The 26,991-nt window shown below is 69.9% G+C and carries 27 protein-coding genes; 16 read left to right on the forward strand and 11 right to left on the reverse strand.

Annotation, left to right across the window (positions count from 1 at the left end):
* The first annotated feature begins 144 nt into the window (after nt 1–144).
* Nucleotides 145–1,176, forward strand: coding sequence for a LacI family DNA-binding transcriptional regulator (locus A4X17_RS11005; RefSeq protein WP_197479062.1), 1,032 nt, complete (start codon nt 145–147; stop codon nt 1,174–1,176).
* A gap of 18 nt (nt 1,177–1,194) precedes the next feature.
* Here A4X17_RS11005 and A4X17_RS11010 read toward each other — a convergent pair whose 3' ends face one another.
* Nucleotides 1,195–1,626, reverse strand: coding sequence for a type II toxin-antitoxin system VapC family toxin (locus A4X17_RS11010; protein ID WP_064295723.1), 432 nt, complete (start codon nt 1,624–1,626; stop codon nt 1,195–1,197).
* Complete coding sequence (locus A4X17_RS11015; protein WP_064295724.1) at nt 1,623–1,949, reverse strand: hypothetical protein; 327 nt, start codon at nt 1,947–1,949, stop codon at nt 1,623–1,625. Before A4X17_RS11015 ends, A4X17_RS11010 begins: the two co-directional genes overlap by 4 nt.
* A gap of 262 nt (nt 1,950–2,211) precedes the next feature.
* On the opposite strand from A4X17_RS11015, the gene A4X17_RS11020 reads away from it, so the two are divergent.
* From A4X17_RS11020 to A4X17_RS11035, 4 genes are all read left to right on the forward strand, one after another.
* Nucleotides 2,212–3,141, forward strand: coding sequence for a C40 family peptidase (locus A4X17_RS11020; RefSeq protein ID WP_064295725.1), 930 nt, complete (start codon nt 2,212–2,214; stop codon nt 3,139–3,141).
* A 134-nt stretch (nt 3,142–3,275) separates the two neighbouring features.
* Nucleotides 3,276–4,688 (forward strand): carboxylesterase family protein, encoded by a 1,413-nt coding sequence (locus A4X17_RS11025; RefSeq protein WP_082916108.1) that lies wholly within the window; start codon nt 3,276–3,278, stop codon nt 4,686–4,688.
* 81 nt (nt 4,689–4,769) lie between these two features.
* Nucleotides 4,770–5,033 (forward strand): type II toxin-antitoxin system Phd/YefM family antitoxin, encoded by a 264-nt coding sequence (locus tag A4X17_RS11030; RefSeq protein WP_064295726.1) that lies wholly within the window; start codon nt 4,770–4,772, stop codon nt 5,031–5,033.
* An 8-nt stretch (nt 5,034–5,041) separates the two neighbouring features.
* Complete coding sequence (locus A4X17_RS11035) at nt 5,042–5,293, forward strand: type II toxin-antitoxin system RelE/ParE family toxin (protein ID WP_197479063.1); 252 nt, start codon at nt 5,042–5,044, stop codon at nt 5,291–5,293.
* Here the strand turns inward: A4X17_RS11035 and A4X17_RS11040 are convergent.
* Entirely contained in the window at nt 5,281–5,868 is a 588-nt protein-coding gene (locus tag A4X17_RS11040; RefSeq protein ID WP_064295728.1) for a TetR/AcrR family transcriptional regulator, read from the reverse strand. The genes A4X17_RS11035 and A4X17_RS11040 overlap by 13 nt on opposite strands.
* Before the next feature lie 44 nt (nt 5,869–5,912).
* Between A4X17_RS11040 and A4X17_RS11045 the strand changes: the two genes are divergently transcribed.
* On the forward strand, nt 5,913–6,278 hold the full coding sequence (locus A4X17_RS11045; protein ID WP_064295729.1) for a DUF952 domain-containing protein: 366 nt from the start codon (nt 5,913–5,915) through the stop codon (nt 6,276–6,278).
* 111 nt (nt 6,279–6,389) lie between these two features.
* On the opposite strand, the gene A4X17_RS11050 is transcribed toward A4X17_RS11045, so the two are convergent.
* Both A4X17_RS11050 and A4X17_RS11055 read right to left on the reverse strand, forming a co-directional pair.
* Complete coding sequence (locus A4X17_RS11050; protein ID WP_082916109.1) at nt 6,390–7,403, reverse strand: LLM class flavin-dependent oxidoreductase; 1,014 nt, start codon at nt 7,401–7,403, stop codon at nt 6,390–6,392.
* 5 nt (nt 7,404–7,408) lie between these two features.
* On the reverse strand, nt 7,409–10,084 hold the full coding sequence (locus tag A4X17_RS11055) for a glycoside hydrolase family 78 protein (protein ID WP_064295731.1): 2,676 nt from the start codon (nt 10,082–10,084) through the stop codon (nt 7,409–7,411).
* A 247-nt stretch (nt 10,085–10,331) separates the two neighbouring features.
* Here A4X17_RS11055 and A4X17_RS11060 point away from each other — a divergent pair, with 247 nt between their 5' ends.
* The 5 genes from A4X17_RS11060 to A4X17_RS11080 are packed head-to-tail and all read left to right on the forward strand — an operon-like array spanning nt 10,332 to nt 14,197.
* Nucleotides 10,332–11,630: a Tm-1-like ATP-binding domain-containing protein gene (locus A4X17_RS11060; RefSeq protein ID WP_064295732.1), complete on the forward strand. Its 1,299-nt coding sequence runs from the start codon at nt 10,332–10,334 to the stop codon at nt 11,628–11,630.
* Nucleotides 11,631–11,632: 2 nt separating this feature from the next.
* Nucleotides 11,633–12,457, forward strand: a complete 825-nt coding sequence (locus A4X17_RS11065; RefSeq protein ID WP_064295733.1) for a phosphoenolpyruvate hydrolase family protein — start codon at nt 11,633–11,635, stop codon at nt 12,455–12,457.
* Between the two features lie 45 nt (nt 12,458–12,502).
* On the forward strand, nt 12,503–12,943 hold the full coding sequence (locus tag A4X17_RS11070) for a cupin domain-containing protein (RefSeq protein WP_064295734.1): 441 nt from the start codon (nt 12,503–12,505) through the stop codon (nt 12,941–12,943).
* A complete protein-coding gene (locus A4X17_RS11075; protein ID WP_064295735.1) occupies nt 12,943–13,338 on the forward strand; it encodes an AraC family ligand binding domain-containing protein in 396 nt (131 codons plus the stop codon). The genes A4X17_RS11070 and A4X17_RS11075 overlap by 1 nt, the downstream gene beginning before the upstream one ends.
* Before the next feature lie 10 nt (nt 13,339–13,348).
* The gene (locus A4X17_RS11080) at nt 13,349–14,197 is read left to right on the forward strand and encodes an NAD(P)-dependent oxidoreductase (protein ID WP_064295736.1); all 849 of its coding nucleotides are present in this window, start codon (nt 13,349–13,351) and stop codon (nt 14,195–14,197) included.
* 257 nt (nt 14,198–14,454) lie between these two features.
* Here the strand turns inward: A4X17_RS11080 and A4X17_RS11085 are convergent, their stop codons facing one another.
* On the reverse strand, nt 14,455–15,171 hold the full coding sequence (locus A4X17_RS11085) for an NADPH-dependent F420 reductase (RefSeq protein WP_082916110.1): 717 nt from the start codon (nt 15,169–15,171) through the stop codon (nt 14,455–14,457).
* Nucleotides 15,172–15,308: 137 nt separating this feature from the next.
* Between A4X17_RS11085 and A4X17_RS11090 the strand changes: the two genes are divergently transcribed.
* On the forward strand, nt 15,309–15,614 hold the full coding sequence (locus tag A4X17_RS11090; RefSeq protein WP_064295746.1) for a DUF3072 domain-containing protein: 306 nt from the start codon (nt 15,309–15,311) through the stop codon (nt 15,612–15,614).
* Between the two features lie 14 nt (nt 15,615–15,628).
* Nucleotides 15,629–16,885, forward strand: a complete 1,257-nt coding sequence (locus tag A4X17_RS11095; protein WP_064295737.1) for an NAD(P)/FAD-dependent oxidoreductase — start codon at nt 15,629–15,631, stop codon at nt 16,883–16,885.
* Here A4X17_RS11095 and A4X17_RS11100 read toward each other — a convergent pair.
* The 5 genes from A4X17_RS11100 to A4X17_RS11120 all read right to left on the reverse strand — a co-directional run bounded on the left by A4X17_RS11100 (nt 16,863) and on the right by A4X17_RS11120 (nt 24,409).
* The gene (locus A4X17_RS11100) at nt 16,863–19,922 is read right to left on the reverse strand and encodes a glycoside hydrolase family 2 TIM barrel-domain containing protein (protein WP_064295738.1); all 3,060 of its coding nucleotides are present in this window, start codon (nt 19,920–19,922) and stop codon (nt 16,863–16,865) included. The genes A4X17_RS11095 and A4X17_RS11100 overlap by 23 nt on opposite strands.
* Before the next feature lie 173 nt (nt 19,923–20,095).
* Complete coding sequence (locus tag A4X17_RS11105) at nt 20,096–21,100, reverse strand: aldo/keto reductase (RefSeq protein ID WP_082916111.1); 1,005 nt, start codon at nt 21,098–21,100, stop codon at nt 20,096–20,098.
* A gap of 34 nt (nt 21,101–21,134) precedes the next feature.
* The gene (locus A4X17_RS11110) at nt 21,135–22,079 is read right to left on the reverse strand and encodes a carbohydrate ABC transporter permease (protein ID WP_228507330.1); all 945 of its coding nucleotides are present in this window, start codon (nt 22,077–22,079) and stop codon (nt 21,135–21,137) included.
* 4 nt (nt 22,080–22,083) lie between these two features.
* Entirely contained in the window at nt 22,084–22,965 is an 882-nt protein-coding gene (locus A4X17_RS11115; protein ID WP_064295739.1) for a carbohydrate ABC transporter permease, read from the reverse strand.
* Nucleotides 22,966–23,092: 127 nt separating this feature from the next.
* A complete protein-coding gene (locus A4X17_RS11120; protein WP_079003547.1) occupies nt 23,093–24,409 on the reverse strand; it encodes an ABC transporter substrate-binding protein in 1,317 nt (438 codons plus the stop codon).
* Between the two features lie 301 nt (nt 24,410–24,710).
* Here A4X17_RS11120 and A4X17_RS11125 point away from each other — a divergent pair, with 301 nt between their 5' ends.
* From A4X17_RS11125 to A4X17_RS11135, 3 genes are all read left to right on the forward strand, one after another.
* A complete protein-coding gene (locus A4X17_RS11125; protein ID WP_064295740.1) occupies nt 24,711–25,460 on the forward strand; it encodes an SDR family NAD(P)-dependent oxidoreductase in 750 nt (249 codons plus the stop codon).
* An 11-nt stretch (nt 25,461–25,471) separates the two neighbouring features.
* Nucleotides 25,472–25,966 carry a carboxymuconolactone decarboxylase family protein gene (locus A4X17_RS11130; RefSeq protein ID WP_197479064.1) on the forward strand — a complete coding sequence of 165 codons (495 nt, stop codon included), beginning with the start codon at nt 25,472–25,474 and terminating at the stop codon, nt 25,964–25,966.
* 54 nt (nt 25,967–26,020) lie between these two features.
* A partial coding sequence (locus A4X17_RS11135; protein ID WP_064295742.1) for a LacI family DNA-binding transcriptional regulator occupies nt 26,021–26,991 on the forward strand: 971 nt, incomplete at its 3' end.

Genomic DNA, 26,991 nt, shown 5'->3' on the forward strand with positions numbered 1-26,991 from the left:
CGGGGGCGCCGCGCCGGGGAACTCCTGAGTCGGGGACGGAGACGACCGGGGCAGCCGACCGCGCGGGCGCGAGGAGGCCCTGCGTGCAACAATGAGCCAGCCCGTCCGGCGTCACCCGGCGGGCCCGACAGGCGAAGGGGAGCCGTGAGCGCGAGCGTGAAGGACGTCGCGGCGAGAGCCGGCGTCTCGGTCGGGACCGTCTCCAACGTGCTGAACCGCCCCGAGAAGGTCTCGCCCGTCACGGTCGACCGCGTCCACGCGGCGATCGACGAGCTCGGCTTCGTCCGGAACGACGCGGCCCGCCAGCTCCGGGCTGGTCGCAGCCGCAGTGTCGGCCTCGTCGTGCTCGACGTCGGCAACCCGTTCTTCACCGACGTCGCCCGCGGCGCCGAGGATCGAGCCGATGCCGAGGGATGGTCGGTCCTCCTCGGCAACAGCGACGAGAGCATCGACCGCGAGCGCGCCTACCTCGACCTCTTCGAGGAGCAGCGGGTCGCCGGCGTCCTGATCACGCCGCTCGGCGACGATCTCACCCGGCTCGGCCGGCTGCGCGACCGCGGGACGCCGACGGTCCTCGTCGACCGGCAGACCGATGACACGAGCTTCTCATCGGTCGCCGTCGACGACGTCGCGGGCGGACGGCTCGCGGTCGAGCACCTCATCGGACTCGGACGGCGTCGCATCGCGGTCGTGGGTGGTCCGTCTTCGCTCCGTCAGGTCGTCGATCGGCTCGCCGGTGCGCGCCAGGCGGTCGATGCAGCCGCGGCAGGTGGTGCCGAGGTCTCCCTCGAGGTCGTGGAGACCACCGCGTTGACGGTGCTGCAGGGACGTTCCGCGGGCGAGACCATCCGGAACCGTCCTCGCGACGAGTGGCCCGACGCGGTGTTCGCGGCCAACGACCTCCTCGCGATGGGGGTCCTGCAGGCGTTCAGCATGCTCGGTTCGGTGCGCGTGCCGGACGACATCGCGCTGATCGGGTACGACGACATCGACTTCGCGTCGGCGGCGGTCGTCCCACTGTCGTCGATCCGTCAGCCGAGCGCGCTCATCGGCCACACCGCCGTCGAGCTCCTGCTCCGTGAGGCGGACGCGGGCGCTCGACGCGTGCCCGAGCAGATCGTCTTCCAACCGGAGCTCGTCGTCCGGCAATCGACGGTCGGCGCCGACCCGGCCTGAGTCTGGTGCCACCCTGCGTCACGCCGGGTGGTCGGGGACCCACGGGTCGATGAGGCGGAGACCGACACCCGCGAAGTCGCGCGTGTTCCGCGTCGCGAGCGCGGCGTCGGAGGATCTCGCGATGGCCGCGATGATCGCATCCTGAGGTCCGATCGGGTTGCCGGAGCGGCGTCGCGTCGTCATGAGCTCCGCGTAGTCGAGCGCGGCTTCCGCAGAAAAAGGGAGGACGCGTCCTGCGAAGTCGGCATCGAGCACGGTCGCCACGGCCCCGACGAGCGCCGATCGGCGAGCGCCTGCAGGGAGGCGCAGGGCTCCTTCGAGGAGCTCGGCAGCGGTCATCGCCGTGAGGTGGAGGGCGGCCTCGTCCTGCCGATCGAGCCACCGGACCACCGTCGGGTCGGGCCGTGGTCTGAACAGTTCCGAGACGACGTTCGTGTCGAGGATGATCACCTCGGGGTCTGGTCATCCGCGTCGGCGCTCGCAGCGTCCTCGAACGGATTCGGTCGGACGGTCGTGGTGCGCTCGGGCAGTTCGATGACGAGTTCACCGTCGAGGTGGAGGTCGACGAAGCGCTGATGAATACGCTCCGCCAGCCCGGGTCGGTCGATGTCTGCGGCCGAGGCGGCGCGGAGGTCTTCAGGCGTCGTCGTCCTGACAGCCGCGGCGAGGATCGCCCGGATCTCCGCTTCCATGGATCGTCCGTGCAAGGCGCCGAGCTGTTGCAGACCGCGCTTCGTGTCGTCGTCGAGATTGCGGACGGTCACTGTGGGCATGTCGTCACCTCTCGTGGAAATGGAGTGCTAGCACGATGCTAGCAGGACAGTGGGTCCGGCTTCATCGGTCCTCCACAGGCCACGCCGAGCGGAGGTTCCTTTCAGGGAGGCCCACGTAGGGTGGCCGTTTCGCCTTCCTCGGATCGGGCAACCGGTCGACCGCGGTCATCGAGGGACGGCTCTGCCGAGGCGATGCTGCACCCACCGAGCATGAACCGAGCGCGCCCCCGACGCGACCGAGACCCAGGACGGTACCCCGCACATGACCAGCACCACCCCTGCGCGCGCCCTCGAGCGCCGCGACCCGAACACTCCGGCCGCGACCCCCGCGGCCCCCGGTCGGACCGGCGGCCGCCACGTGGCCCTCAGCCCGCGGGCCGCCCGTCGCGCGGCTCGCCTCGAGGACGCCAGCTGGACCGCCTCCGCCGAGGAGGAGCGACGTCACGTCGACCTCGTGCCCACCAAGCGGCACTCGGCCCCACGCGCCAAGAGCTCCTTCGCGAAGCGCGCCAAGCCGTTCGCCTCGTTCGGCGTGATGACGCTCGCCACCGGGCTCTTCGTGTCGGTGTCACTGCCGGCGGCCGCTGCCGGCGTCGACGTCGATGCGGCCACCGGTGGCGCGATCCCGTCTGCGGCGACGATGCAGTCGGTGTCGTACTCCGTGCCGTCGACCGCAACCGATGTGCCCTTCGTGCGCGACGGCTACGGCGCGACCAGCCAGGAGGAGGTCGACGCCGCCTCGGCCGCCGCCGCAGCTGCCGCAGCCGAGGCGGCCGCGAGTGCATCCGCCGCCTCCTCGCAGTCCGCGTCGGCTTCGGCCGGACGCACCTACGCGGCTCCAGCCGTCGCCCGATCCGGCGAGGCGATCCTCGCCTACGCGGCGCAGTTCGTCGGCGTCGTCCCCTACGGCAACGGCAACGACCCGTCCGACAGCTTCGCCTGCGACGGCTACGTGCAGTACGTCTTCGCGGCGTTCGGTGTGTCCCTGCCTCGCGGGGCCGGTGCGCAGGCCGCGTCGGGCGTGCAGATCTCGGCGTCGGAGGCCGTCGCCGGCGATCTGCTCTACTGGCCGGAAGGTCACATCGCGATCTACGACGGCGCGGGCGGCATGTACGACTCTCCCGACTGGGGTCGTTACGTCCAGCACCGTCTCTCGATCTGGGGCGACCCGGTCTACATTCGCATCCCGTAGACAGCCCCGTCGTCCACAACTCCTGCTCGACCGGCCCTCGGCCGGCAGCTCGGCCCGGTTCGCGCGGCCGTGTCTTCGGTGTGAGCCCATTGGGCAGGAGTTGTGCACGGGCGTGTCGGGGATAGCGTGGACAGATGACCGAGTTGCACGCGAGCCCGACCTCCGATGCGCCAGGTGCGGAGTCCTCTGCGACCCCGCCGCCGGCGGACGCACGTGCCTTCGAGACCTCCCTCGGCACGATCCTGGGGCGGGTCGACGGCGCGGTGGTACGAGCTCGCGGCATCCCGTACGCGCGTGCTGGTCGCTTCGAGGTGCCGGAGTCGACCGGTCTTCCCGTCGGCTCCGACGGCGAACCGCTGCCGTTCCGGGCCTTCGAGCGGGCGCCTGCTTCACCGCAGCGCTCCTCGCGGGTGCTCGAGGCCGTCCTCGAGGGCGCGGGTGAGGGGATGGTGGATTCGGAGGACTGTCAGGCGCTCTCGATCACGGTCCCTGCGGACGTGCGCCCGGACGAGTCGCTGCCGGTGATGGTGTGGATCCACGGTGGTGCCTACGTCACGGGTGCCGGCGACCTCGACGTCTACGATCCGATCAGCCTGGTCGTCGAGCAGCGGGTCATCGTGGTGTCGGTCACGTACCGGCTCGGGATCCTCGGCTTCCTCGGTGACGGTGAGACGCTGCCGGCGAACCTCGGCCTGCTGGACCTCGTCCTCGCGCTCCGGTGGATCCACGAGTACATCGGCGCGTTCGGTGGCGATCCGGCGTCGGTCACGCTGTTCGGGCAGTCGGCGGGCGGCGATGCGATCGCGCACCTCATGATCAGCGACGGCACCGCGGGACTCTTCCAGCGGGCCATCATCCAGAGCGCGCCCCTCGGTATCAGCAGTGGGCGCGCCAAGATGGCGAGCGCGATGATGCGGGCGGCGGGCAGCCCGACACGGGACACGCCGGTGGTCGAGTTGCTGGCGCTCGAGGAGCGGGTGGAGCGAGCCGCTCGTCGGTTCGGACTGCGCGGAGGCATGGCGTTCGGCACCCAGTACGGTCACGCGCCGCTTCCGGCGGAGGCCGACCGCGACGCCGCCTGGCGTGAGGCGGCGTCGCGCATCGACGTGCTCATCGGCTCGACGACGGAGGAGACCCGGCTGTACGTGCCGCTCATTCCGGCCTTCGCCCGCATGACCTCGGCGCCGCTCGTCGGTGACCCCATCCGGCGGGCGCTCGTCGGCGCGACCACGCACGTGACCTACACCCGCGACGCCCGGAAGTTCGTCGAACGGCATCGCGCGTCGGGCGGTCGAGCGACGCGGTACGAGCTCAGCTGGGCGCCGCCCGGTAGTCCCTACGGAGCGTCCCATGTCACCGATCTGCCGCTTCTCCTCGGGACCGAACGATCGTGGAGCCGGACGGCGCTCATCGGCTCGGCGACCTGGGAGGAGGTCGATCGACGCGGACGTTTCCTGCGTCAAATGTGGGCCGACTTCGCGCGTGACGGCGTCCTGGCCGCCGACGCGACCGCAGGCCTGAGCGACGTGGTGACGCTTGACCGCTGAGCGTACTTCCGGACGCTGATGCCCCGAATACCCCATCTGTGAACAGATGTAATTGTGTACACAGTTTGATACCATGGTGCGATGAACACGATCACCCACTCCCTCTCGACGCGAGATCTTCGTGAAGGCCTCGCAGACGTCTTCGGGCGAGTCGGCTATGCGCACGAGCGGATCGGTGTGACGAGGCACGGGAAGCTCGCCGCGGTGGTCATCAGTGTCGAGGACCTCGAACTGCTGGAGTCTTTCGAGGCGGCACGAGACGAGGCGGAGTTCCGGGCGGCTCGGGCTGAAGACGACGGAACCCGCGTTTCACTCGACGAGCTGCGCGCCGAGCTCGACGCTTGACGAGGTACGTGGTCGAGTTCACCTCCGCTGCCGCTCGTGAGGTCAGGAAGCTCGATCCCCAGTTGCGGCGACGGCTGCTCCTCGCCATCGGTGAGCTGGAGGCCGACCCCCGACCGACTGGTGTGCGCAAGCTGGTCGGGTTCGAGAACGCATGGCGGATTCGGGTCGGCGATTATCGCGTCCTCTACGAAATCCTGGACGGTGTCGTGCTGGTGACCGTGTTCCGGATCGCGCACCGTCGCGAGGTCTACGACCGCTGAGCGCGCGGTGGGTGGCTCCTCCTGGAGACCAGTGCCAGGCACGCGCGGGCATGTTCCCGGGCTCCATCGGGTGTCGGCGCAGCGGCCAGGCCGAGCAGCCTGCGTCGATGCGGTTCGCCGAGGAGCAGCGTGTAGAGCTGCTCCGCCCGCTCGCCGACGTGGCCGGAGAGGAACGCGATCGAGCGGGCCGGGCCGGCCGCGTAGAAACCGGCGGCGACCTCGGGGAAGCGCGGGGACTCCGCGATCACGAGTCGGTGCAGCGCGACCGAGACGTCCGAGTGCAGCGCGATGACCAGTCGGGTAGCCGCGTCCTCGAGAGGCTCCGCCTCGGAGCCTGGCTCGTCGGCCGCGAGGAGGTACCCGTGCTGGCGTTCGACCGCCGCGGTCAGCACGCCGGCGAGGTCACCGAACCAGGTGTAGATGGTCCGCTTCGTCACGCCGGCGTCGGCGGCGATCCCTTCGATCGTCGCACCGCCGTACCCGTGCTCGGTGAAGCGGCGGATGGCGGCGTCGAGGATCGCGTCCCGTCTGCGGTCGCGTTCGGCTGCCGTCGGACGACCAGGTCTCGATTCCATGCTCTAATGATACGGTAACGTCTCATTAAATGGAGAGGGTGGAGATGACGAAGATCCTGCATGTCGCGATCGTCGACGACTGGGAGGCCAGTCGGCCGTTCGGCGAGTACGAGGTGTCGACGCGAGCCGTGCCGTTCCTCGACGCCGGCTTCGTCCACGCGACGACCGCCGACCGGCTGCCCGAAGTGCTCGAGCGCGTCTACGGGTCGCTCCAGCTGCCGCTCGTGCTCATCGTGCTCGACGTGGAGGAGCTGCAGGCGACCGGCATCGAGGTGGTTCTGGAGCCGGAACCGCGCATCCTCGCGCCGCTGCCGACCGCCGGCCGGGCGATCACCGCCGAGCTCCCGCTCGAGCGCGACGCGGCCGGCGCCTGGCAGGTGCCGACAATGCTCGACGAGCTGTTGGCCTGAGCGAGGTGACCACAACTCCTGCGGATGGTCTGCCGTCGACCGTGGAGACAGCGCCTGGTGCGCATGTCAGCCTGCCGACGGGCGATCAGCAGGAGTTGTGAACCTCGGGGGCTACCCGAGCGCCGGCTTGATGTCCCTGACGATCGCCTCCAGGATGCGCGCGTTGAAGGCCACGCCGAGCTGGTTCGGGACGGTGACGAGGACGGTGTCGGCGGCCTGCACGGCGGCATCGGCCGCGAGCTCGGCGGCGATGACGTCGGGCTCGCCGATGAAGCTGCGGCCGAAGCGCGCGAGTCCGCCGTCGAGGTGTCCGACCTGGTCCTTCGAGTCGGCCTGGGCGCGCAGACCGAAGTAGCGGCGCGTCTCGTCGTCGATGAGCGGCAGGATGCTGCGGCTCACGGAGACCCGCGGCTGCCACTCGTGACCGGCTTCGGACCAGGCGTCGCGGAACATCTGGATCTGCTCCGCCTGCAGTTCGTCGAACGGCACCCCGGTGTCCTCGGTGAGGAGCGTCGACGACATGAGGTTCATGCCCTGCTCCGCCGTCCACACCGCGGTGGACCGCGAGCCGGCACCCCACCAGATGCGCTCGCCGAGCTCCGGCGACTGCGGCTGGATCGCGAGCAGGCCGTTGGTCCCCGTCATCTGCGGGTTCGCGCGGGCCACACCGGCTCCGGCGATGGCCGCCCGGAACACCTCGGTGTGCGAGCGGGCGATGTCCGCGTCGGTCTCGTCGTCGCCCGGAACGTAACCGAACGACTCCGACCCGCGGAGTGCCGTCTCGGGTGATCCCCGGCTCACGCCGAGCTGCAGTCGGCCGTCGCTGATGAGGTCGGTGGCCGCCGCCTCCTCGGCCATGTAGAGCGGGTTCTCGTAGCGCATGTCGATGACACCGGTGCCGAGCTCGATGGTCGAGGTCTTCGCCGCCATCGCCGCCAGCAGTGGGAACGGTGACGCGAGCTGCCGGGCGAAGTGGTGCACGCGCACGTAGGCACCGTCGACACCGACCTCCTCCGCCGCGACCGCGAGGTCGATGCTCTGCAGCAGTGCGTCACGTCCGGTGCGCACGCTGGAGCCCGGAACGTCTTGCCAGTGTCCGAAGGACAGGAACCCGATCTTCTTCACGCTGACTACAGCGTCGCGCGGAGCGGTTCTATTCCTCTGAATGGATCGTCCACCGTCCCGACCGTCACCTCGAAGCGGTGCGTACCGCTCGTCACCGACACCGGCTCGGCGCCCGGCAGGTCGACGACGGCCGTCGTCCCCGTGGGCACCTCGACCTCGACGTGCAGCGTGTCAGCCTCGATCCGCCAAACGATCGACGCCCGACCGTAGGGCGTCAGGTGCACGGCCGAGGCGTGGGTGAGCCCACCGCCGGGTCGGGGCCGGAACAGGATCGAGCGGTAGCCGGGTGCGGACGGAGCGATGCCGGCGACGACCCGGTGCAGCCAGTCGGCCACCGCTCCGAGCGCGTAGTGGTTGAACGAGGTCATCTGCCCCGGGTTCACGGTCCCGTCGGGCAACATGCTGTCCCAGCGCTCCCAGATCGTGGTCGCTCCCTGGCCCACCGCATACAGCCAGGACGGGCACTCGTCCTCGAGCAGCAGGTCGTAGGCGCGGTCGAGATGGCCCGACGTCGTCAGCGCGTCGCTGACGATCGGCGTCCCGACGAAGCCCGTCGCGATGCGGTTGCCGGCGGCGGCGACGAGGGCGCTCAACCGCTCGCCGGCACGGTCCACTGCTGCCGGGTCCGGCAGGAGCTCGAACGCGATCGCGAGCGAGTACGCGGTCTGCGCGTCACTGGTCATCAGCCCGTCTTCGCCGACGTACTCCGCGAGGAAAGCCCGGCGGGTCGCCTCAGCGAGCTCGGCGTAGTGCTCGGCGTCGTCGATGCGACCGAGCACGGCGGCCGTCTTCGCGAGGTGCGCCGTGGACCAGGCCGAGTAGGCGGTGGCGACGAGGTGGCGGTCGGTGAGCGACTCCGCCGGCCGATCCGGTGGTGCGGCCGGGTCGAGCCAGTCGCCGAGCTGGAACCCCTCGTTCCAGAGGTGGTCGGGGCCGGAGAGGCGGTGCACGAGGTCGACCCACCGCTTCGCGGTGTCGTACTGGGCCGCGAGGACGCCGATGTCGCCGAAGCGCTCGTAGAGCACCCACGGGGTGAGGACGGCGACGTCGCCCCACACGGCGCCGGGTCGGTTCGGCGTCCACTGGCCGTCGTCGGGGATGAACGGGACGTACCAGGGCACGGTGCCGTCCTCGTGCTGCTCGACCGCGACGTCCTGCAACCAGGAGCCGAGCATGCCCGACACGTCGTACAGGAACGAGGCGGTGCGCGCGAAGACCTGCAGGTCGCCGGTCCAGCCGACGCGCTCGTCCCGCTGCGGGCAGTCGGTGGGGAGGTCGACGAAGTTCCCACGCATGCTCCAGAGCACGTTCTCGTGCAGGCGGTCCACCCGCTCGTCGGAGCTCTCGAACCAGCCCGTCCGCTCGAGGTCGGAGTGGTAGACCCGCGCGACGACGTCGCCGTTCGCGACCGCCTCGTCGAGATCGCCCGGCCATCCGGTGATCTCCGCGTACCGGAAACCGTGGATCGTGAACCGCGGCTCCCACTCCTCCGCGGGACCGCCGTCCGCCGGAGCCGGGTGGCCGGCGAGGGTGTAGCTGTCGGTCGCCTTCGCCTCGCGGAGTGGGCGGGTGTAGATCTCGCCCTCCTGCATGACCTCCGCGGTCCGGATCACGACCATCTCGCCCGCCGGACCGGTGACCCGGATCCGCAGTCGACCGACGAGGTTCTGGCCGAGGTCGAGGATGCGCTTGCCGCTCGGGCTCGTGAGGACCGCGATCGGCGAGACCTCCTGCGTCGCGCGCACCGGGGGTCCCTGCGGTGCGACGAAGGTGGCCGGGTCGCGTGTGCCGATCCGTACGCCGGCCCACCCGCTGTCGTCGAAGCCGGGCCCCGACCATCCGGGGAGCTCCTCGCGGGCGTCGTAGTGCTCACCGTCGTAGTTGCCGGAGCTGACGATGGGGCCGAACGAGGCGCGCCAGTGCTCGTCGGTCGCGATGGTCTCGACGCGACCGTCCTCATAGCGGAGTTCGAGCTGGGCGATGAGCGAGAGGTCCGAGCCGAACAGGTTGCGGAAGCCACCGCGCCACCCCAGTCGACCCCGGTACCAGCCGTCGCCCATCCAGGAGCCGATCGCGTTGTCGCCGGGGTGCAGGAGCTCGGTGACATCGTGCGTCGCCGTGCGCAGTCGGCTCGCGTAGCTGGTCCAACCCGGCGCGAGCGCCTCGTCCCCGACGCGACGACCGTTGATCTCAGCCTCGTAGACACCGTGCGCTGTGAGGTACAACCGCGCCGACACGAGGTCGGCACCGACGGTGAAGCCCCGCCGCAACAGCGGTGGCCGACGTGTGTCGCTCTCCGGCTCCTCAGCCCAGTCGGCTGCGACCGGCACCGCGACCCAGTCGCCCGGTGCGAGCAGGCCGGCCTCGACCGTCGCCACCGGGCTCCAGTCGGCCACCTCGACCGCCTGGCCAGGGCCGCTGTCGGTGCCCCACACCCGTACGCGCACCGATGCCACCTCACGCGAGCGGAGCGGAGCGGCGGGCCAGGCGACGAGGACGGATTCACCGGTGGCGACCCGGCCCGTGGTCGTGACCCGTCCGTCGCGGGTGATCTCGATCTCGGCGGCGTGCTGCTCCCAGCCGGCGGGCGCCAGATTCGTCCAGCTCAGCCTCGGGGTGGCGTCGCCGATCCCTCGGGCCTCGCGGAGGTGCTCGAATCTGGGGGCGCTCGTGGTCACCATCGTGGCTGCTGGTCCTTTCGTCAGGCTGGGCGCGTCGCAGCTCGCTCGGCGGTCAACTCTGACACGTTTCAAAACCCGATGCTACAGCGTTCGCATGCGAGAAAGCGAGGAAGATCCAACTCTTCTTGACACGTTTCAAAACGTGGACCAGGATGGAGGCGCTGGCGGGGTCGAAGCGGATCCGTCAGGTGGGGCGCGCCGACACACGGCCGTCCTGCGCTCACGACGACGACGATGGAGAGCGACGATGACCGCACCCGAAGCACCAGCCAGACCGACCGTCGCCCTCGTCGGCACCCTCGATACGAAGGGCGCCGAGTACCGATGGGTCGCCGGCCGTCTCGGCGAACTGGGCGCGGACGTCGTGGTCGTCGACGCCGGAACGCGTGAGCCCCACGGGTACGACGCTGCCGTGGACCACCCGAACCACGAGGTGGCCGCCGCTGGCGGGACCGATCTCGACACGCTGCTCGCCGCGGATGACCGTGGAGCCGCCGTGAGTGCGATGGCGGAAGGTGCCGCGACGGTGATCGGCCGACTGCACGCCACCGGGCGGGTCGACGCCGTCCTGGCCCTCGGTGGCAGCGGCGGCTCGGCCATCGCCGCCCGGGTCTTCCGCGAACTGCCGATCGGGGCCCCGAAGCTCCTCGTGTCGACGATGGCGTCCGGGGACGTCGCGCCGTACGTCGGCGCGAACGACGTGACGCTCATGTACAGCGTGGTCGACATCGCCGGGATCAACCAGATCTCCCGTGCCGTCCTCGGGAATGCGGTGGCGGCCATCGCCGGCATGGCGGCGGCTGCGCAGGCGCGCGGTCCGGCCTCGTCCGCCGAGCGGACGGACCGCCCGCTCGTCGGGGCGTCGATGTTCGGGGTCACGACGCCGGCGGTCGACGTGGCCCGCGAGCGCCTCGACGAACTCGGCTACGAGGTCCTCGTCTTCCACGCCACCGGCTCGGGCGGGCGGGCCCTGGAATCGCTCGCCCGGAGCGGCATGCTCGCAGGGGTCCTCGATCTCACCACCACCGAACTCGCGGACGATCTCGTCGGCGGCGTGCTGACGGCGGGCCCAGACCGACTCACCGCGGCCGGCGCGGCAGGCGTCCCACAGCTCGTCAGCCTCGGTGCGCTCGACATGGTCAACTTCGGCCCTCGCGACACCGTGCCGGAGCGGTTCGCCGATCGCGACTTCTTCGTCCACAACGCGACGGTGACGCTCATGCGCACCACGGTCGACGAGAACCGCGAGCTGGGCGAGCGGATCGGGGCGAAGCTCAGCGGCGCCGAGGCCCCCACCGTGCTGCTGATCCCGCGCGGCGGCGTCTCGGCGCTCGACGCCGAGGGCTTGCCCTTCCGCGACGCGGAGGCGGATGCTGCACTCATGGAAGCCGTGCTCGCGGGTGTGCAGGGCAGCGCGGTCACGGTCGTCGACCGTCCGGAACATCTCAATGATCCGGTGTTCGCGGGGCTCGCCGCCGACACCCTCCACGCTGTGATCGAGCGAGGCGGCGACAGGAACCGCACCGACACCACGGAACAGGACTGACCATGGACAGGACCATCGCACTCGAACGACTTCGCGCCACCGTCGCGCGCGGCCAGGCCGTCATCGGCGCCGGGGCGGGCACCGGCATCTCGGCGAAGTCCGCGGAGGCGGGCGGCGTCGACCTCATCATCATCTACAACTCCGGCAGGTATCGGATGGCCGGTCGCGGCTCGCTGTCGGGCCTGCTCGCCTACGGGGACGCCAACCAGGTCGTCGTGGAGATGAGTCGGGAGGTGCTGCCGATCGTCCGCGACACCCCGGTGCTCGCCGGCGTGAACGGGACGGACCCGTTCCGGATCATGGAGCGCTTCCTCGACGAGCTCAAGACAATGGGGTTCACCGGCGTGCAGAACTTCCCGACCGTCGGGCTCTTCGACGGCGTCTTCCGCCAGAACCTCGAGGAGACGGGCATGGGCTACGACCTCGAGGTCGACATGATCCGCCTCGCCGCCGAGCGTGACCTCCTCACGGCCCCGTACGTCTTCGACGTCGAGTCGACGGTCGCGATGACCGAGGCGGGTGCTGACGTCCTCGTCCCGCACATGGGCCTCACGACGGCCGGCACGATCGGCGCGACCACGGCACTCTCGCTGGAGGAGTCGGCGCACCGGGTGCAGGAGATGCGCGACGCGGCCGTCGCGATCAACCCGGACGTCATCGTGCTGTGCCACGGCGGTCCGATCGCCGAACCGGAGGACGCCGCCTTCATCCTCGCCAACACGACGGGCGTCGCCGGGTTCTTCGGCGCGTCCTCGGCCGAACGCCTCCCGACCGAGCGGGCGATCAAACGCCAGATCGAAGACTTCAAGGCCATCCAGACCCGCTGACCGACGGCACGACCGACCACCCGACCACTCGACGAGGAGCATCCCATGACCGAACCAGCCATCACCCCCGCCACCGCCGGCCGTCGCCCCGACGAGGTCCCCACCCGGGTCTTCGACTGGGGCACCATCAAGTGGCTCGTCACCCCGCACCTCGACGAGGGCGCCGGACTCACGGTCGGCGAGGTCATCGTCTACCCCGGACAGGGCCACGCACCCCACCAGCACCCGGGCGAGGAGGAGGTCATCACGGTGATCTCCGGCGAGGGCGTGCAGACCGTCGGCGACGGTCCCGCGTTCCCGATCCGCGAGGGCGACGCCGTGTACATCCCGAAGGACACCGTGCACTCCACCTACAACACGACGTGGCGCCCGCTGCGACTGTCGGTCGTGTACACCCCTGGTGGCGCGGAGACGGGGCTCGACGGCTTGCCCGACGCGCGCATCCTCGACGCCGGAACGGCGCCGAGCTGGAAGCAGGACCGCTGATGCCGGTGATCGAACCGGGCTCCTGGGTGCATCCGGGTTCGAAGCCGGACTGGAGCGAGATCGGCACCATCGGGCGGTTCGCGGTGTCGGTCGACGGCGGACGGTTCGACCGGCACCACCACGACGACCACGAGATCTGGTTCATCACCGAGGGCAAGGGGAAGGTGCTCGTCGACGGTGGCGAGCGCTACGTGCAGTCGGGCGACATCGTGCTGACGCAGGCGGGCGACACCCACGACATCGTCGAGCTGTACGAGACGATCCGTGGCTTCTTCACGGAGACGGGACTCCCGGCCGGTGGGCGCGTCGGCCATCTGCACGCGAACGAGGAGGACGCAGCCGGGCACGTGGTGACCGCGCTCCCGCTGCCCGCCGACTTCCCGGCCCGAGCCTAGGATCGTCCGTATGCGCATCGCCGTCACCGGGAGTTCGGGCAAGCTCGGCTCCGCCACCGTCGAACGACTGCTGCGGGACGGCCACGACGTGCACGGACTCGACGTCGCGGGCACGGCCGGGCCGGGGTTCACCCGTGTGGACCTGACCGACTACGGGCAGACGATCGACAGCCTGCTCGGGGTGACGGCGAGGTTCGCAGGTCTCGACGCCGTGGTGCACCTGGCCGCGATCCCGGTGAACGGGCTCGTGCCGGATGCGGCGACGTTCCACAACAACCTGACCGTGTCGTTCAACGTGCTGCACGCGGCGCTGCGGGCGGGCATCCGGACGATCGTGACGGCGTCGAGCATCACGGCCATGGGATTCCCGTTCGAGGAGGCGCCCGAGTTCCTGCCGATCGACGAGACCGTCAGTCGCGCGAACAACACCTATGCGCTCGTAAAGGTCGCCGAGGAGGCGATGGCCGCACAGCTGGTGCGGTGGGCCGACGGGACGTCGATCACCGCGTTGCGGTTCACGAACGTCGTGGCGCCGGGGGAGTACGGCACGTTCGCGCGGGCGTCGGAGCCCGGGTACCGACGCGATCTCCTGTTCAGCTATGTCGACGCACGTGACGGTGCGCAGGCGGTCGCGCTGGCGCTGACCCGAGCGGAGCCCGGCTTCGAGGTCTTCGACGTGTGCGCCTCCGACAACGGGACGACCGTGCCGTCGGCGGAGCTCGCGGCGACGCACTTCCCCGGCGTCCCGCTGCGGGCGGGGCTCGGCGAGTTCGAAACGCTCATGTCCATCGACAAGGCCCGCACACGACTCGGTTTCGAGCCCGAGTACTCCTGGCGGGACGAGTTCGAGCGCGAGTAGGCAGTGCGGGGCTGATCGGCACGGAAACGAACGAGGCGCTGATCGGACGATCGACGGATGAGTGCACCCCGGTTCGCGCGAGCGCGATGCCGTTGACCGGCGACGGGGCATCCGAGGCCGGTCGGGCGTTCCTCCTCGCTGAGTACGGCACTGACGACGCGCTCGACGAGGCGACCCGGGTCGGCACGCCCAAAGTCGGCGCTGCACCCGAGAGTGGTACGAACGGTCGAGACCGGTCCGGGAACCCGCCGCGTCGCCTAGCGGACGCCGGCCTCGGCTTCGGCCAACGCCCGCACCTCGGCGACCTCGCGGATCTCGTCGGCACCGATGTTCGCCCCGAAGAGCTCGTGCCCCGGTTCGAGCACGACGCCAGCGCGCAGCGGCCCGATCTCGACCGGGTCGAACCCGAGGGCGTCCACCACGGCCGAGACGGCCGCCCGGTCCGCGGGGGCGTCGCCGGCGATCGCGATGCCCTTGCGGCCCGGTGCGCCGGTGGGACGTGGCTCCCCGTCGAGGTCGTGGTACCCCATGTGGTTGAACGCCTTCACGACCCGGGACTCCGGCAGGAAGGCGGCGACCAGCTCGCTCGTCGAGGTCTCCGGCGCACTGAGGTCCTCGCGGTGGCCGTCGACCTCCCACCAGTAGTTCATGGCGTCGATGACGAGTTTGCCGCGCAGCTCGTCGACGGGCACCGAGCGATGTTTGCCGAGGGGCAGCGCGAGGATGACGATGTCGGCCTGGGTCGCTGCCTCGGCGGCGGTCGTGGCGACGGCACCCGGAGCGAGGACGTCGATCGTCAGGGCGATCCGGGCGGCGTCGCGCGAACCGCTGATGAGCACCCGATAGCCGGCGGCGACCGCGAGTCGTGCCAGGACCGTGCCGACCTTGCCGGCACCGAGGATGCCGATGGCGACGCCCTGCGACGGAGCGGGGTCGTCGGCGGATCGGTCGGTTCCGGAAGCGGTGTCGGACATGGGTCTCCTTCGTGGACGGTGCGGCCGCACGCGGTCGCCTGGGTCAACCGGGGGCCGTCCATCGCTATTCCGAGACCGCTCCGACGTGGACGCGCAACCCCTCCTCCGCGATCGCCCGCTCGACGTACCGTTGCCGCATGACTGACGCAGAACAGACCGACGCAACGACCCCCGACGCCACGACCTCCGGCTCACCCGAGACGATCGGCGCCACCGAGGAGACCCTCGGGGCCCGGGGCGACGACAGCTCGACGAGCGCGAGCAAGGACCCCGAGGACTGGGTCACCGGCGACGAGCCGATGACCGGCCCGCAGCGCAGCTACCTCGACACTCTGGCGCGCGAGGCCGGCGAGGAGCTCCCCGCCGACCTGACGAAGGCGCAGGCCTCCGAGCACATCGACCGGCTGCAGAACGCCACCGGCCGCGGTCAGTCCGGATCCTGAGCGCCGCCGCCACCGTGACCGACTCCAGCAGGGCTCCGCTCCATCACGAGGTGGTCGTCATCGGTGGCGGCAACGCCGGTCTGTCCGTCGCTGGCAGGCTCCGGCGATACGGGGTCGATGACGTCGCGGTCATCGAACCGCGCGAACACCACCGGTACCAGCCGATGTTCTCGCACGTCGCGGGCGGGACCGCGTCCGCGTCGGCGGCCACGAGGCCCCAGCGCGCGGTGACGCCGAAGGGCGTGACCTGGATCCAGGACCGGGTCCGGTCCATCGACCCGGTCGCGAAGACGCTGACGCTCGAATCCGGCACCGCCGTCGAGTACGCCCAGCTCATCGTCGCTCCGGGCATCCAGCAGGACTGGGACGCCGTGCCCGGTCTGACGGAGGCGATGGCCTCGCCGGTGGGGATCTCCAACTACACGTTCGAGTACGCGCAGAAGGCCTCGCGCGTGCTCCGGTCGGTCCGCTCCGGCACCGTCGTGTTCACGCAGCCCGCCGGCCCCGCGAGCTGCTCGGGTGCCGCGCAGAAGCCGATGTACCTCGCGTGCGACCACTGGCGGCAGACGGGCGTCCTCGACGACATCCGTGTGGTGCTCGTCGTGCCCACACCCACGATGTTCGGCATGCCGATGATCGACGCCGAACTCGACCGCAAGGTCGCCGAGTACGGCATCGAGGTGCGGTTCTCGCGCGAGCTCGTCGCGGTCGACCCGGAGCAGCGCGTGGTGACCATCGCGCAGACCGACCCGCAGGACGGCCCGGATCGCGGGCAGGACGGCGTGACGGGGGGACTTCGGGAGGAGATCCCCTACGACGTCCTCCACGCGGTGCCGCCGCAGTCCGCACCGGACTGGCTCGCGGCAACGGCGCTCGCCGAGCCCGGCAACCCGGGTGGCTTCGTCGAGGTCGACTCACTGACCCTGCGGCATCCGCGCTTCCCGGACGTCTGGGCGCTCGGCGACGCCGCCGCGGTGATGAGCTCGAAGTCCGGCGGAGCCCTCCGGCAACAGACGAAGACCCTCGCGAAGAACCTCGTCGCCGTGCGGTCCGGCCAGGAGCCGAGCACGGTCTACAACGGCTACTCGGTGTGCCCGTTCACGGTCTCCCGCGGGACGGTGGTGTTCGCCGAGTTCGACGACCGCTACCGCCCGAAGCCCTCGATCCCGTTCTGGAACGGACTCGCGAAGGAGCGCCGGTTCACGTTCATCGCCGACCGCCACGTCCTGCCCTGGGTGTACTGGAACCTCATCCTGCAGGGTCGGGCGTGAGCGTCCGCAGCCGCACACCGAAGGTCGTCTCCGCCACCGGCACCCGATAGCGCTCGGGCAGGGCCGGCCCGCACGACGAGCTGCCGAGCCCGTGCTGCGCGTGGTCGAGGTTGAGCCACACACGGCCGGAGTCTCGGAGGTCCTGCGGGTGGCGGGCCTCCTCGAGCGCTTCGCTCGTCCATCGTCTGGCGGTGAAGTCGAAGCCGGTGTCCTGCAGCTGCTCGGCTCGTAGGGTCGGCAGGCCGTTGCCGGTGAGTTCCACCCACCGCGTCCCGACGTGGTTGCCGTTCTCCTCGGGAACCGGGTAGTCGGTCTGGAGCCCGTCGACACTGCTCGTGAAGCGACCGACGCGCGCCGCGGCGAGGCTGTCGACGTACGACTCGCCGGGGCCCCGACCGAACCACGTCGCATCCGTGTAGTCGCCCGGTAGTCCGAGTCGGAGGCCCAGGCGCGGCAGCGTCAGCACGTGATCGCCGATGGGGGTGTGCTCCCAGATCCCCTCGGGGACGACGGTGACCGACAGGTCCAGGGCGCCGCCCGCGTCGGTCCAGTCGAACGTCCAGCGCAGGCTGAGCCCGTGCGCGGCCGGGGCGCTGCGGCCGGAGACCCGCAGGCCGCCGCCCTGCCCGTCGTCGATCCGCTCGACGGCGTCGGTCCGGTGGAGGAAGCGGTCGAGTCCCGTGAGCTTCCAACTGGCTGCGGCCGTGTTCCGCGGCCCCTGGCCCCGGTCGTTCTCGGTGGGTGCACGCATGATGTCGAGGACGGGCCCGTCGAACTCGAGATCGCCGAGCGCGCGGAGTCGGCCGGTGCGGGCGTCGAAGGAGCCTGCGCCGAGGGTGATGCGGTGGCCCGGCGTGCGGTCGGCGTGAGCGAGGGGTCTGCGTGCCGCGGACGACACGGGAACGGTGACGCCGGTCGGATCCGCCGGTCGGTCGGCGGCGATCCGCGCCTGCCCGAACGCGACCTCGTGTCCCGCTGCCGCCCACGGCTCGTCGGCCGCCAGGACCGCGCGCACGGTGAGCCAACGCTCGACGGGTGCGCCGGAGACGGGATCGACACCGGCGGTCGGCACGGTCGCCTCGGCCGGCAGGTCGACGGTCGCCGCGCTCCGGGGGTCGACGGGCGGTGTCGTCAACGCACCCGAAGCGACGGCGAGGCCGTCGTCCTCCAGCTGCCACCGGAGCGCCAGGTGATCGAGTGACCGCATGTCGTGTTTGTTCCTGACCGTCAGCGTGCCGGTGGTGGCGTCCGCCAGGAGCTCGACCGGACTGATCGCGGCGTGCAGCTCCGCGAGGCCGGGGGAGGGCGTGCGGTCGGCGAAGACGAGTCCGTCGAGGCAGTAGCGTCCGCCGTTCGGTCGGAAGGCGACATCGCCACCGTGCATGACGAACTCGTTCCCGGCGGCGTCGGTGCTGCGGAAGCCGTGGTCGATCCACTCCCAGACGAAGCCGCCGCAGAACCGGTCGGAGGACTCGAGGATCCGCTGGTAGTCGACGAGCGACCCCGGGCCGTTGCCCATCGCGTGCGCGTACTCGCAGAGCAGGAACGGGAGTCGCCGCCGACGCACGTCGTCCGGCGACCCCGCCACGACGCCCACGGGGGTCGGTTCCTCGCGACGGCCGATGGCCTCGAGCAGCTCCTGGTCGGGGTACATGAGGCTGGAGAAGTCAGAGTTCCGATACGACGGATCGCGCTCGTACATGATCGGCCGAGACGGATCGCGCTCGCGGATCCACTGCTCCAGCACGTCGAAGTTCTCGCCGACCCAGCTCTCGTTCGCCATCGACCACACGACGATCGACGGGTGGTTCTTGTCTCGCTCGACCATCCGCTGGACACGGTCGAGCATCGCGTCGCGCCAGACCGGCTCCGTCGGCGGATTGCCGGCCCAGTCGGTGTAGATGAAGCCGTGGGTCTCGAGGTCGCACTCCTCGACCACCCACAGCCCCAGCTCGTCGCAGAGGCGGAGGAAGTCCGGGTGGGGCGGGTAGTGGCTCGTGCGCACGGCGTTGAGGTTGTGCTGCTTCATGAGCAGGATGTCCTGCCGCATGGTCTCCGTGTCGAGCGAACGGCCGCGGTCCTGGTCGTGCTCGTGCCGGTTGACCCCGCGGAACAGCACCGGGACGCCGTTCACGAGGAAGCGGCCGTCCTCGATGGAGACGGTGCGGAACCCGATGCGCAGCTCGACGGTCTCGCCGGCTACGGGCGTCTCATCGGTCGGCCGCGGCCTGAGGTGCGCCGTGTAGAGGCGCGGTACCTCGGCGCTCCAGGGCTCGACCGGCAGAGCGGTCGCGGTGCCGGTGGGGAGGTCGAGGATGCCGAGCTCGGGGATGTCGACGAGGCCGGGGACGTCGGTGTCGACGCGCAGGACGCCGATGCCGTCGCGATGGTCGTAGCTCGCGCGGACCTGGACGTCGTCGATCGCGCCGGCCGGGCGTTCCAGGAGGTCGACGTCGCGGAAGATCCCCGGCAACCACCACATGTCCTGGTCCTCCAGGTACGTGCCGCTCGACCACCGGTGCACCCGCACGGCGAGGACGTTCTCACCGGGGACGAGGTGCTCGCCGACGTCGTACTCCACCGGGAGACGGCTGCCCTTGCTGTGGCCGAGGAGCACGCCGTTCAACCACACGGTCCCGCAGGAGTCGACACCCTGGAAGCGCAGCACCGTGTCAGCGCGACGCCAGTCCTCCGGCAGGGTGAAGGTACGGCGGTAGTCGCCCGTCGGGTTCTCCTCGGGCACGCGAGGCGGGTCGATCGGGATCGGGAACGCGGTGTTCGTGTACAGCGGCTGCCCGTGGCCCTCGAGGACCCAGTGCGCGGGCACCCGGATGCGGTTCCAGGAGGAGTCGTCGAGCGACGGATCACCGAAGGTGTCGCCCGTCCCGTCGGCCGTGGGCGAGAGCGTGAACGCCCAGTCGCCGTTGAGGGACAGCCGACGTGCGTCGCTCAGTTCGTCGGCACGGGGTCGCCGCCGGCCGGTCCCCGGGATCGGGTCTTCGACCCACGACGCCGCGAGCCCTGCTGAGTCGTTCATCGTCGTGCAACCTTCATCGTGATGCGGCCTTCATCGTCGGGCGTCCCTTTCTCAGGAGGTCATCGGCGCGCCGGCCCGGCCAGCGGACGCCACGCCGGCGGACTCCTGAGAAAGGGACAGTGGAAGGGAAAGGGGAGCGGGTGGATGGATGGATGGATGGATGGAGAACGGGCTCAGTCGGTGATGGTGCTCGGCGGGGTGCCGAGTGCGTCGAGGTCCGACCAGAAGTCCTCGGGGATGTGGGTCGTTCGCAGCGTCTCGACCTGTTCCAATCGCTCGGGCCGGTTCATCCCGACGACGGTGGAGTCGACGAGTTCCGATCTCGTCGAGAACGCGAGTGCGGCAGCCGCGAGCGGGATGCCGTGGCGGGTGGCCAGCTCGTCGGCACGGTCGACCCAGGCCAGCAACTCGGGCGAACCGGCCTGGTACGCGTACGTGGCCGGCTTGCCGTCGCGCCCGCGCCGTCCGGCGAGGAGTCCGCCCCCGAACGGAGCCGCGTTGAAGACGCCCATCCCGAGCGAGCGCGCCTCCTCCAGCAGGCCGGTCGCCGATCGGTCGACGAGGGTGAACCGGTTGTGTGTGAGGAGCACGTCGAACGCGCCGGTCCGCACATACGGCAGCATGACGCTGAGCGGACCGGCCGCGATCCCGATCGCGTCGACCAGCCCCTGCTCCCTGAGTGCCAGCATGCCCTCGATCGCACCACCCGGTGCCGACGCCTCCTCGTACGACACCGAGTACGGGTCGTGCAGGTGGAACACCGGGATGCGCTCGACGCCGAGCCGCTCGAGGCTCTCCTCGAAGGACCGCAGCACCCGGTCGCGGTCGAACACCGCCGTCGACGGATCCTGGTCGGCCTTCGTCACCACTCCGCGTCCCTCGGGCAGACCGCTCTGACGGATGGCGTCGCCGATCGCCGTCTCGCTGCGTCCGTCCGAGTAGTTGTTCGACGTGTCCACAAGCAGATTCGGACCCCGGAGGGCGGCCGATGCGAACGCCGTGGAGCCCGGGCCGGGGGAGCCGTCGGCGCTCGCCGGCGTGCCGAGTCCTGAGGTGCCGACCGTGACCGGGCTCACGACGAGCCCGGTCGAGCCGAGCGGTCGGAGGTCGTCTGGTGTCGCCACTGCCGCGGTCGTCCGGTCGGTGGAGGAGGTGTGGGTCGTGTCGTCGTTGATCATGTCGTCCATCCTGCGGTCCTCGGGCACTTCGGCGTCACCCCTTGAGCGCGCCGGATGCCAGCCCCTTCATGATCCGCTGGTTGAGGAACACGAACACGACGAGCAGTGAGAACACGTTGATGCAGATGCCCGCGAACAGCGGCCCGTAGTCGACCTGGCCGAACTCCCCGCTGAAGTTCAGCAGACCCGCCTGGATGGTGCGGAGGTCGGCGTTCGTCGTGAAGGTCAGCGAGATGAGCAGGTCGTTCCAGATGGAGAGGAACTGGACGAGCCCGATCGTGAAGAGCGCGTTCCGCACCATCGGCAGTCCGATGGACCAGAAGGAACGGATGATGCCGGCTCCGTCGATCGTCGACGCCTCGAACACCTCGCGCGGCACGGCCCGGAAGTAGGCGGTCATCATGAAGACCGTCAGCGGCATCCCGAGCGCCGTGTAGGTGATGATCATCGGCCAGTACGTGTTCGTGAGGCCGAGGTTGAAGTAGGCGACGAAGAGTGGCACGAGGATCATCTGGCCCGGGATCATGATGCCGGAGATGAACAGCAGCAGCGTCAGGTTGCGGCGTTTCCACACCATCACCTCGAGGGCGAAGGCGGCGGCGACGCCGAAGATGAGGATGAAGACGAGTGACGGCAGGGTCACGATGACACTGTTGAGCAGGTTCTGCGAGATGTTGCCGGTCGTCCAGGCGGTGACGTAGTTGTCGAAGCTCCACGACTCCGGGAGGGAGAAGGTGGACTCCTGCAGGAACTCGCGCTGGTTCTTGAACGAGGACAGGAACAGCCAGACGATCGGGTAGATCTCGATCACGAGCAGGAGTCCGATGAGGATGACCGAGGGCAGTTTCCGCAGGTAGTAGGCGCGCGAGCGGGGAGCGCGACGCATCTTCGGCCGGCGGACGGCGGTGCCGGATCCGTCGCCGCTGCCGCTCGAGGCCGGTGTGGTGGCGCCGGGCGCCGGGGTGATGGCGGTCGTCATGGCGTCAGTCCTTCGTCAGGTCTTTGCGGGAGGTCTTGAAGATCAGGAGCGTCACGAGGAAGCACATGATCGTGAGCACGAACGCGAGCGTCGAGCCGTAGCCGTAGTTCTGGTACGTGAACGTCGTGTTGTACATGTAGAGCGTCAGCGGGGTCGTGGCCGTCCCTGGCCCGCCGCCCGTCAAGGCGAGCACCGAGTCGAACACCTTGAGCGTCGCGTTGAAACTGAAGATCACCGCGGACAGCAGGACGGGGAGTGACAGCGGCACGATGATGTACCGGACGAGCTTCAGGCCGCGGGCACCGTCGATGCGGGCCGACTCGATCACCTCCTCGGGGATGTCGAGGAGCCCCGCATAGAGCAGGACGGCGTAGAAGCCCATCGACCGCCAGAGGTCCATGATGATGATCACGACGAACGCGCTGTCGGGCGAGCTGAACCAGTCCACCGAGTCGATGCCGAAGCCGTTCAGGATGGCGTTGACCGGTCCGGTCTGCGGCGCGACCTCGAACAGGCGCTTGAACAGCAGACCGACGGCGACGGTCGGCAGCACGACCGGGAAGAACACGAGCGTGCGGACCAGCGTCGACGCCTTCTTCAGGACGAAGACGTAGAAGAGGGAGAGTGCGTACCCGAGGGCGATCTGCGCGACCGTCGCGATGAGCGAGTACTTGATGCTGAAGAAGATCGCTTCCGGTGCCGTCGGGTCGGCGAACAGCTGGGCGAAGTTGTCGAGGCCGACGAACTCGAAGCCGCGCAGGTCGCCCTGGAAGAAGGTGAGGCCGAACGACCACATCACCGGGACGAGCTTCACCAGGGTGAAGATGAGCAGGGCCGGGCCCAGCAGGATGGCGATGGCCTTCCTGTCGCCGAGGACGTCTTTCATGCTGTGCTCCTGAGTCGGTCGGGGGACCGTGAGGCTGGGCGGCGAGGTGCGAGACCCGCTGCAGAGGTGGATGTCCGCGGACGGACGGATCCGGTCGCCGGGCGACTGCCGGCGACCGGATCGCCGGTTACTTCTTGAGACCCGCGTCCACGCCGGCCTGGACGAGCGCCGCGAAGTCCTCGGGGGAGATGCCGCCGGTGAGCAGCGGGGCGGCGTTGGTCTGGGCGTCGACGCCGGCCTTCTCGGGGAGGAAGGTCTCGAACCAGGTGACCGTCTCATCGGTGTCGGCCATGATGCCCTGCACCTCGGCGGTGAGCGCGGGGACGTCGGTCACCTCTTCGTTGAGCTTGAACCCGGAGATGACGCCCTGGTTCTTCAGCACGCTGGAGCCGTAGTTCTCTGCGATGCAGCTCAGCCAGCCGCCGACCTTCTCCTCGTCGTAGCCCTTCGTGGAGAACGAGGTCGCCGCACCGGTGTTGGCCGGGTACTGGTCGATCGAACCCTTGCCGCCCTCGACGGTCGGGAACGGCATGAAGCCCACGGCGTCCTCACCGATCTGGTTGAGTTCGGTGTTGTAGACGTCGGCGAGCATCCAGGTGCCGTTGTACATCATGGCCGCGTTGCCGGTGAAGAACTCGCTCGTCGCGGTCTGCATGTCCATCGTCGTGATGCCGGCACCGAAGTACTTGCCGAGGTCAGCGACGGCGGTGATCGCCTCGACGTACTCGGGGTCGGTCAGCTTGGCGTCGCCCGAGGCGATGTCGTTCATCGCGTCCGGGCCGAGCAGTCGGAACAGGTAGGTGCTGATGTAGCGGGTGATCGTCCAGCCCTGGGCACCGGAGACCGTGAAGGCGGACTTGCCCGAGGCCTGAACGGTGTCGGCCGCGTCGAGCAGTTCGTCCCACGTCTGCGGGACCGCGATGCCGAGGTCCGTGAACATCGTCTTGTTGTAGAAGAAGCCCTCGACGTTGTACTGGTAGGGCATCGAGACGAACCGGTCGCCGTAGATGTTCTTCACGGTGGCGACGGCCGAGGGGAGGATGTCGTCCATGACGCCCAGCTCGGTGAGGGTGTCTTCGAGGTCGAGGACGGTGTCGTCGTCGCCGAGGGTGCCGCCGGGCCGCAGCGGTGCGGTCGGTGCGGTGAAGGTGGTGGGCAGGGCGTTCTGGCTGGCGAGCAGCGTGACGCGCTGGAGCACGTCGGCCTGGGGCAGGGTCTCGACCTTGAGCGGCAGCGCCTTCTCGTTCGCGGCGCACGCGCCGTCGCCGAGAGCGGTGAGTTCGTCGCGGACGATCGAGTTCTCGACGGCCGCGAGGTAGTCGAACGACGTGGCGCTCGATGCGCCGCCGTTCCCTGCGCAGGCGGTCAGGGCGAGAGCGGTGACGCCGAGAGCGGCGATGGCGGTGGCCGACCGACGTTTCGGGGCCCGGTGCGCTGTGGACACATTTCCTCCTTGAAGATGTGGCAGTGATGTTGAGACGCGAGCGGTGATGGTCGCGAGCAAAGTTGAAGCGTTTCAATGGCCGAGGCTAACCGCGCTCGGGTCGCATGTCAAGCGTCGGATCAGTTCCGCTCGGCGAGGCGCTTCGGGCATGACGGCGGCTGGGCGGAATGCATATTGACACGTTTCAAGACGGCGACGAGAATGGGTGATCGTCGTCCCGTGATCTCGATCATGTCGGCACGACCACAGTCAACGACGATAAACGGCGATTCAACCCGCCGGACGAGGAACGGAACCGCACATGAGGTTGCAGGGCAAACGAGCCGTCATCACCGGGGCAGCAGGAGCGCTCGGCCGGGTGATCGCCCAGAAGCTCGCCGCGGAGGGGGCAGACGTCGCCGGCCTCGACCTCAACGCCGCGGGGCTCGAGGAGACGGCGGAACTCGTCCGTGCGCACGGGGTGCGGGCCGCATCGGCGACGGCCGACCTGACCGACTTCGACGCCGTCCAGGCTGCCGTCGGCGGCATCGTCGACGAGTGGGGCGGGGTCGACATCCTGCTGAACGGTGCGGGCGGCGGCGCGGTCAGCTTCTTCCACGAGATGACGTACGAGACCTGGATGACCCAGATGGACCGCAACCTCAACTCGGTGTTCAACGTCACGCGCGCGGTCCTGCCCTCGATGCTCGAACAGCGCTCCGGTCGCATCATCAGCATCGCGTCCATCGCCGCCGTCAGTGGCGGACGCCTCGTGCGAGGGGCGACGGCCTACGCCGCGGCCAAGGCCGGCGTTGTCGGACTCACGAAGGCGCTCGCGATCGAGGTCGCCGAGCAGGGTGTCACCGTCAACGCGCTCGCCCCCGGAGCCCAGGCGACCCCCGGCCGCGACAACGACACCCCGGAACGCCGTGAGGCGCTCCTCGCGCAGATCCCCACCCGGCTCCTCGGCGAGCCGGAGCACCTCGCGGAGACGGTCGTCTTCCTCGCCTCACCCGCCGCCGTGAACCTCACCGGCCTCATCCTGCCGCTCGACGGCGGACACTCGATCTGAGGCGACGGACGATGACGACAGGACCAGAGGACATGACGAGGCTCGAGCGCGGCAAGGCGAAGTTCGACGAGGTGTACGGCGAGGGGAAGTCGGAGGGGCTTGTCGCGATGCAGACCGGGCTCGCGCAGGACCTCGCGCGTTTCGGTATCGAGTTCAACTTCGGCGACATCTACTCCCGGCCGGGGCTCACGCTGGCGCAGCGGGAGCTCATCACCCTCGCGGCTCTCGTCGCGCTCGGTGGGCTGGAACCACAGCTGCGCGGCCATACCCGCGGTGCGATCAACGTCGGCTGCAGCGCGACGGAGATCCTCGAGACGGTCATCCACACCGTGCAGTACGCGGGTTTCCCTCGCGCCCTCAACGCGATCCGCGTCGTCACCGACGCCCTCATCGAGGTCGGCGTTGAGATCCCCGAGCCGCTCGGACCGGACTGGACCGGCCCGGAGCCGCGCGACCAGCAGCCCGGCAGCGCTCAGGACCGCCCGGGACCCGGCGATCTAGACTGAGCCGGGCCGCGGGCGAGTGCCCGCAGCGCCGCAGGACGACAGGAGGGGTTGAGCATGGGACGAGTCGGAATCCGCGAGGTCGCGACGCTCGCCGACGTCTCCATGGGGACGGTGTCGCACTACATCAACCACCCCGATCGGGTCTCGCCGGAGAAGCAGGAACGCATCCAGCGGGCGATCGACCAGCTGGGGTTCGTGCGGAACAACGCGGCCTGGCAGCTCCGTCTCGGTCGGAGTGGCACCATCGCGTACATCGCACCGGACGTCAGCAACCCGTTCTTCGCGACCATCGCCGAGGGGGTGGAGCAGCGCGCGGCCGAAGACGGTCTCTCGGTGTTCATCGCCAACTCGAACCGGAGTCGTGAGCGCGAGGACGCCTATCTCGGCATGTTCGAGGCGCAGCGTGTGCAGGGCATGCTCGTCGCCTCCCACGAGTCCGTCGAGGAGCGGTTGACGAGCATCCGGCAGCGGGGCATCCCGTCGGTCCTCGTCGGGCAGCTCGCATCGTCACCGGACCAGCCGTCGGTGTCGGTCGACGACGTCCGGGGTGGGTTCCTCGCCGCGGAGCACCTGCTGCAGACCGGTCGTCGTCGGCTCGCGTTCGTCGGTGGTCCGCTCGGCATCCGCCAGGTCGCCGACCGCTTCGAGGGTGCGAGTTCCGCCGTCGCAGCGGTTCCGGGAGCCACGCTGGAGGTGATCGCGGGCACGGAGCGCACGATCGCCGAGGGGCGCGAGCTCGGACGGGCGATCGCCGCCCGTCCGGTCGACGCACGTCCCGACGCCGTCTTCGCGGTCAACGACCTGCTGGCACTCGGCATCATGCAGACGCTCGTGGTCGAGCACGGGGTCCGGGTGCCCGAGGACATCGCGATCGTCGGCTACGACGACATCGAGTTCGCGGAGTCGTCGATCATCCCGCTCACCTCGGTGCGGGCGCCGCACGAGGGCTTCGGTGTCGCGGCCGTCGAGCTGCTCCTCCAGGAGTTCGCCGTCGCCGACGGCGCTCCCGTCCCGCCCCCGTCATC

The sequence above is a fragment of the Plantibacter sp. H53 genome, from assembly GCF_001650455.1.
Lineage (GTDB): Bacteria > Actinomycetota > Actinomycetes > Actinomycetales > Microbacteriaceae > Plantibacter > Plantibacter flavus_A.

What these genes read in the sequence shown, in the direction of transcription:
- A4X17_RS11025 (WP_082916108.1), top strand. Translation starts at nt 3,276, where the DNA reads ATGACCGAGTTGCACGCGAGCCCGACCTCCGATGCGCCAGGTGCGGAG.
- A4X17_RS11105 (WP_082916111.1), bottom strand. Translation starts at nt 21,100, where the DNA reads ATGATCAACGACGACACGACCCACACCTCCTCCACCGACCGGACGACC.
- A4X17_RS11040 (WP_064295728.1), bottom strand. Translation starts at nt 5,868, where the DNA reads ATGGAATCGAGACCTGGTCGTCCGACGGCAGCCGAACGCGACCGCAGA.
- A4X17_RS11065 (WP_064295733.1), top strand. Translation starts at nt 11,633, where the DNA reads ATGGACAGGACCATCGCACTCGAACGACTTCGCGCCACCGTCGCGCGC.
- A4X17_RS11130 (WP_197479064.1), top strand. Translation starts at nt 25,472, where the DNA reads ATGACGACAGGACCAGAGGACATGACGAGGCTCGAGCGCGGCAAGGCG.
- A4X17_RS11110 (WP_228507330.1), bottom strand. Translation starts at nt 22,079, where the DNA reads ATGACGACCGCCATCACCCCGGCGCCCGGCGCCACCACACCGGCCTCG.
- A4X17_RS11075 (WP_064295735.1), top strand. Translation starts at nt 12,943, where the DNA reads ATGCCGGTGATCGAACCGGGCTCCTGGGTGCATCCGGGTTCGAAGCCG.
- A4X17_RS11090 (WP_064295746.1), top strand. Translation starts at nt 15,309, where the DNA reads ATGACTGACGCAGAACAGACCGACGCAACGACCCCCGACGCCACGACC.
- A4X17_RS11085 (WP_082916110.1), bottom strand. Translation starts at nt 15,171, where the DNA reads ATGTCCGACACCGCTTCCGGAACCGACCGATCCGCCGACGACCCCGCT.
- A4X17_RS11060 (WP_064295732.1), top strand. Translation starts at nt 10,332, where the DNA reads ATGACCGCACCCGAAGCACCAGCCAGACCGACCGTCGCCCTCGTCGGC.
- A4X17_RS11070 (WP_064295734.1), top strand. Translation starts at nt 12,503, where the DNA reads ATGACCGAACCAGCCATCACCCCCGCCACCGCCGGCCGTCGCCCCGAC.
- A4X17_RS11100 (WP_064295738.1), bottom strand. Translation starts at nt 19,922, where the DNA reads ATGAACGACTCAGCAGGGCTCGCGGCGTCGTGGGTCGAAGACCCGATC.
- A4X17_RS11045 (WP_064295729.1), top strand. Translation starts at nt 5,913, where the DNA reads ATGACGAAGATCCTGCATGTCGCGATCGTCGACGACTGGGAGGCCAGT.
- A4X17_RS11125 (WP_064295740.1), top strand. Translation starts at nt 24,711, where the DNA reads ATGAGGTTGCAGGGCAAACGAGCCGTCATCACCGGGGCAGCAGGAGCG.
- A4X17_RS11030 (WP_064295726.1), top strand. Translation starts at nt 4,770, where the DNA reads ATGAACACGATCACCCACTCCCTCTCGACGCGAGATCTTCGTGAAGGC.
- A4X17_RS11080 (WP_064295736.1), top strand. Translation starts at nt 13,349, where the DNA reads ATGCGCATCGCCGTCACCGGGAGTTCGGGCAAGCTCGGCTCCGCCACC.
- A4X17_RS11055 (WP_064295731.1), bottom strand. Translation starts at nt 10,084, where the DNA reads ATGGTGACCACGAGCGCCCCCAGATTCGAGCACCTCCGCGAGGCCCGA.
- A4X17_RS11115 (WP_064295739.1), bottom strand. Translation starts at nt 22,965, where the DNA reads ATGAAAGACGTCCTCGGCGACAGGAAGGCCATCGCCATCCTGCTGGGC.
- A4X17_RS11020 (WP_064295725.1), top strand. Translation starts at nt 2,212, where the DNA reads ATGACCAGCACCACCCCTGCGCGCGCCCTCGAGCGCCGCGACCCGAAC.
- A4X17_RS11015 (WP_064295724.1), bottom strand. Translation starts at nt 1,949, where the DNA reads ATGCCCACAGTGACCGTCCGCAATCTCGACGACGACACGAAGCGCGGT.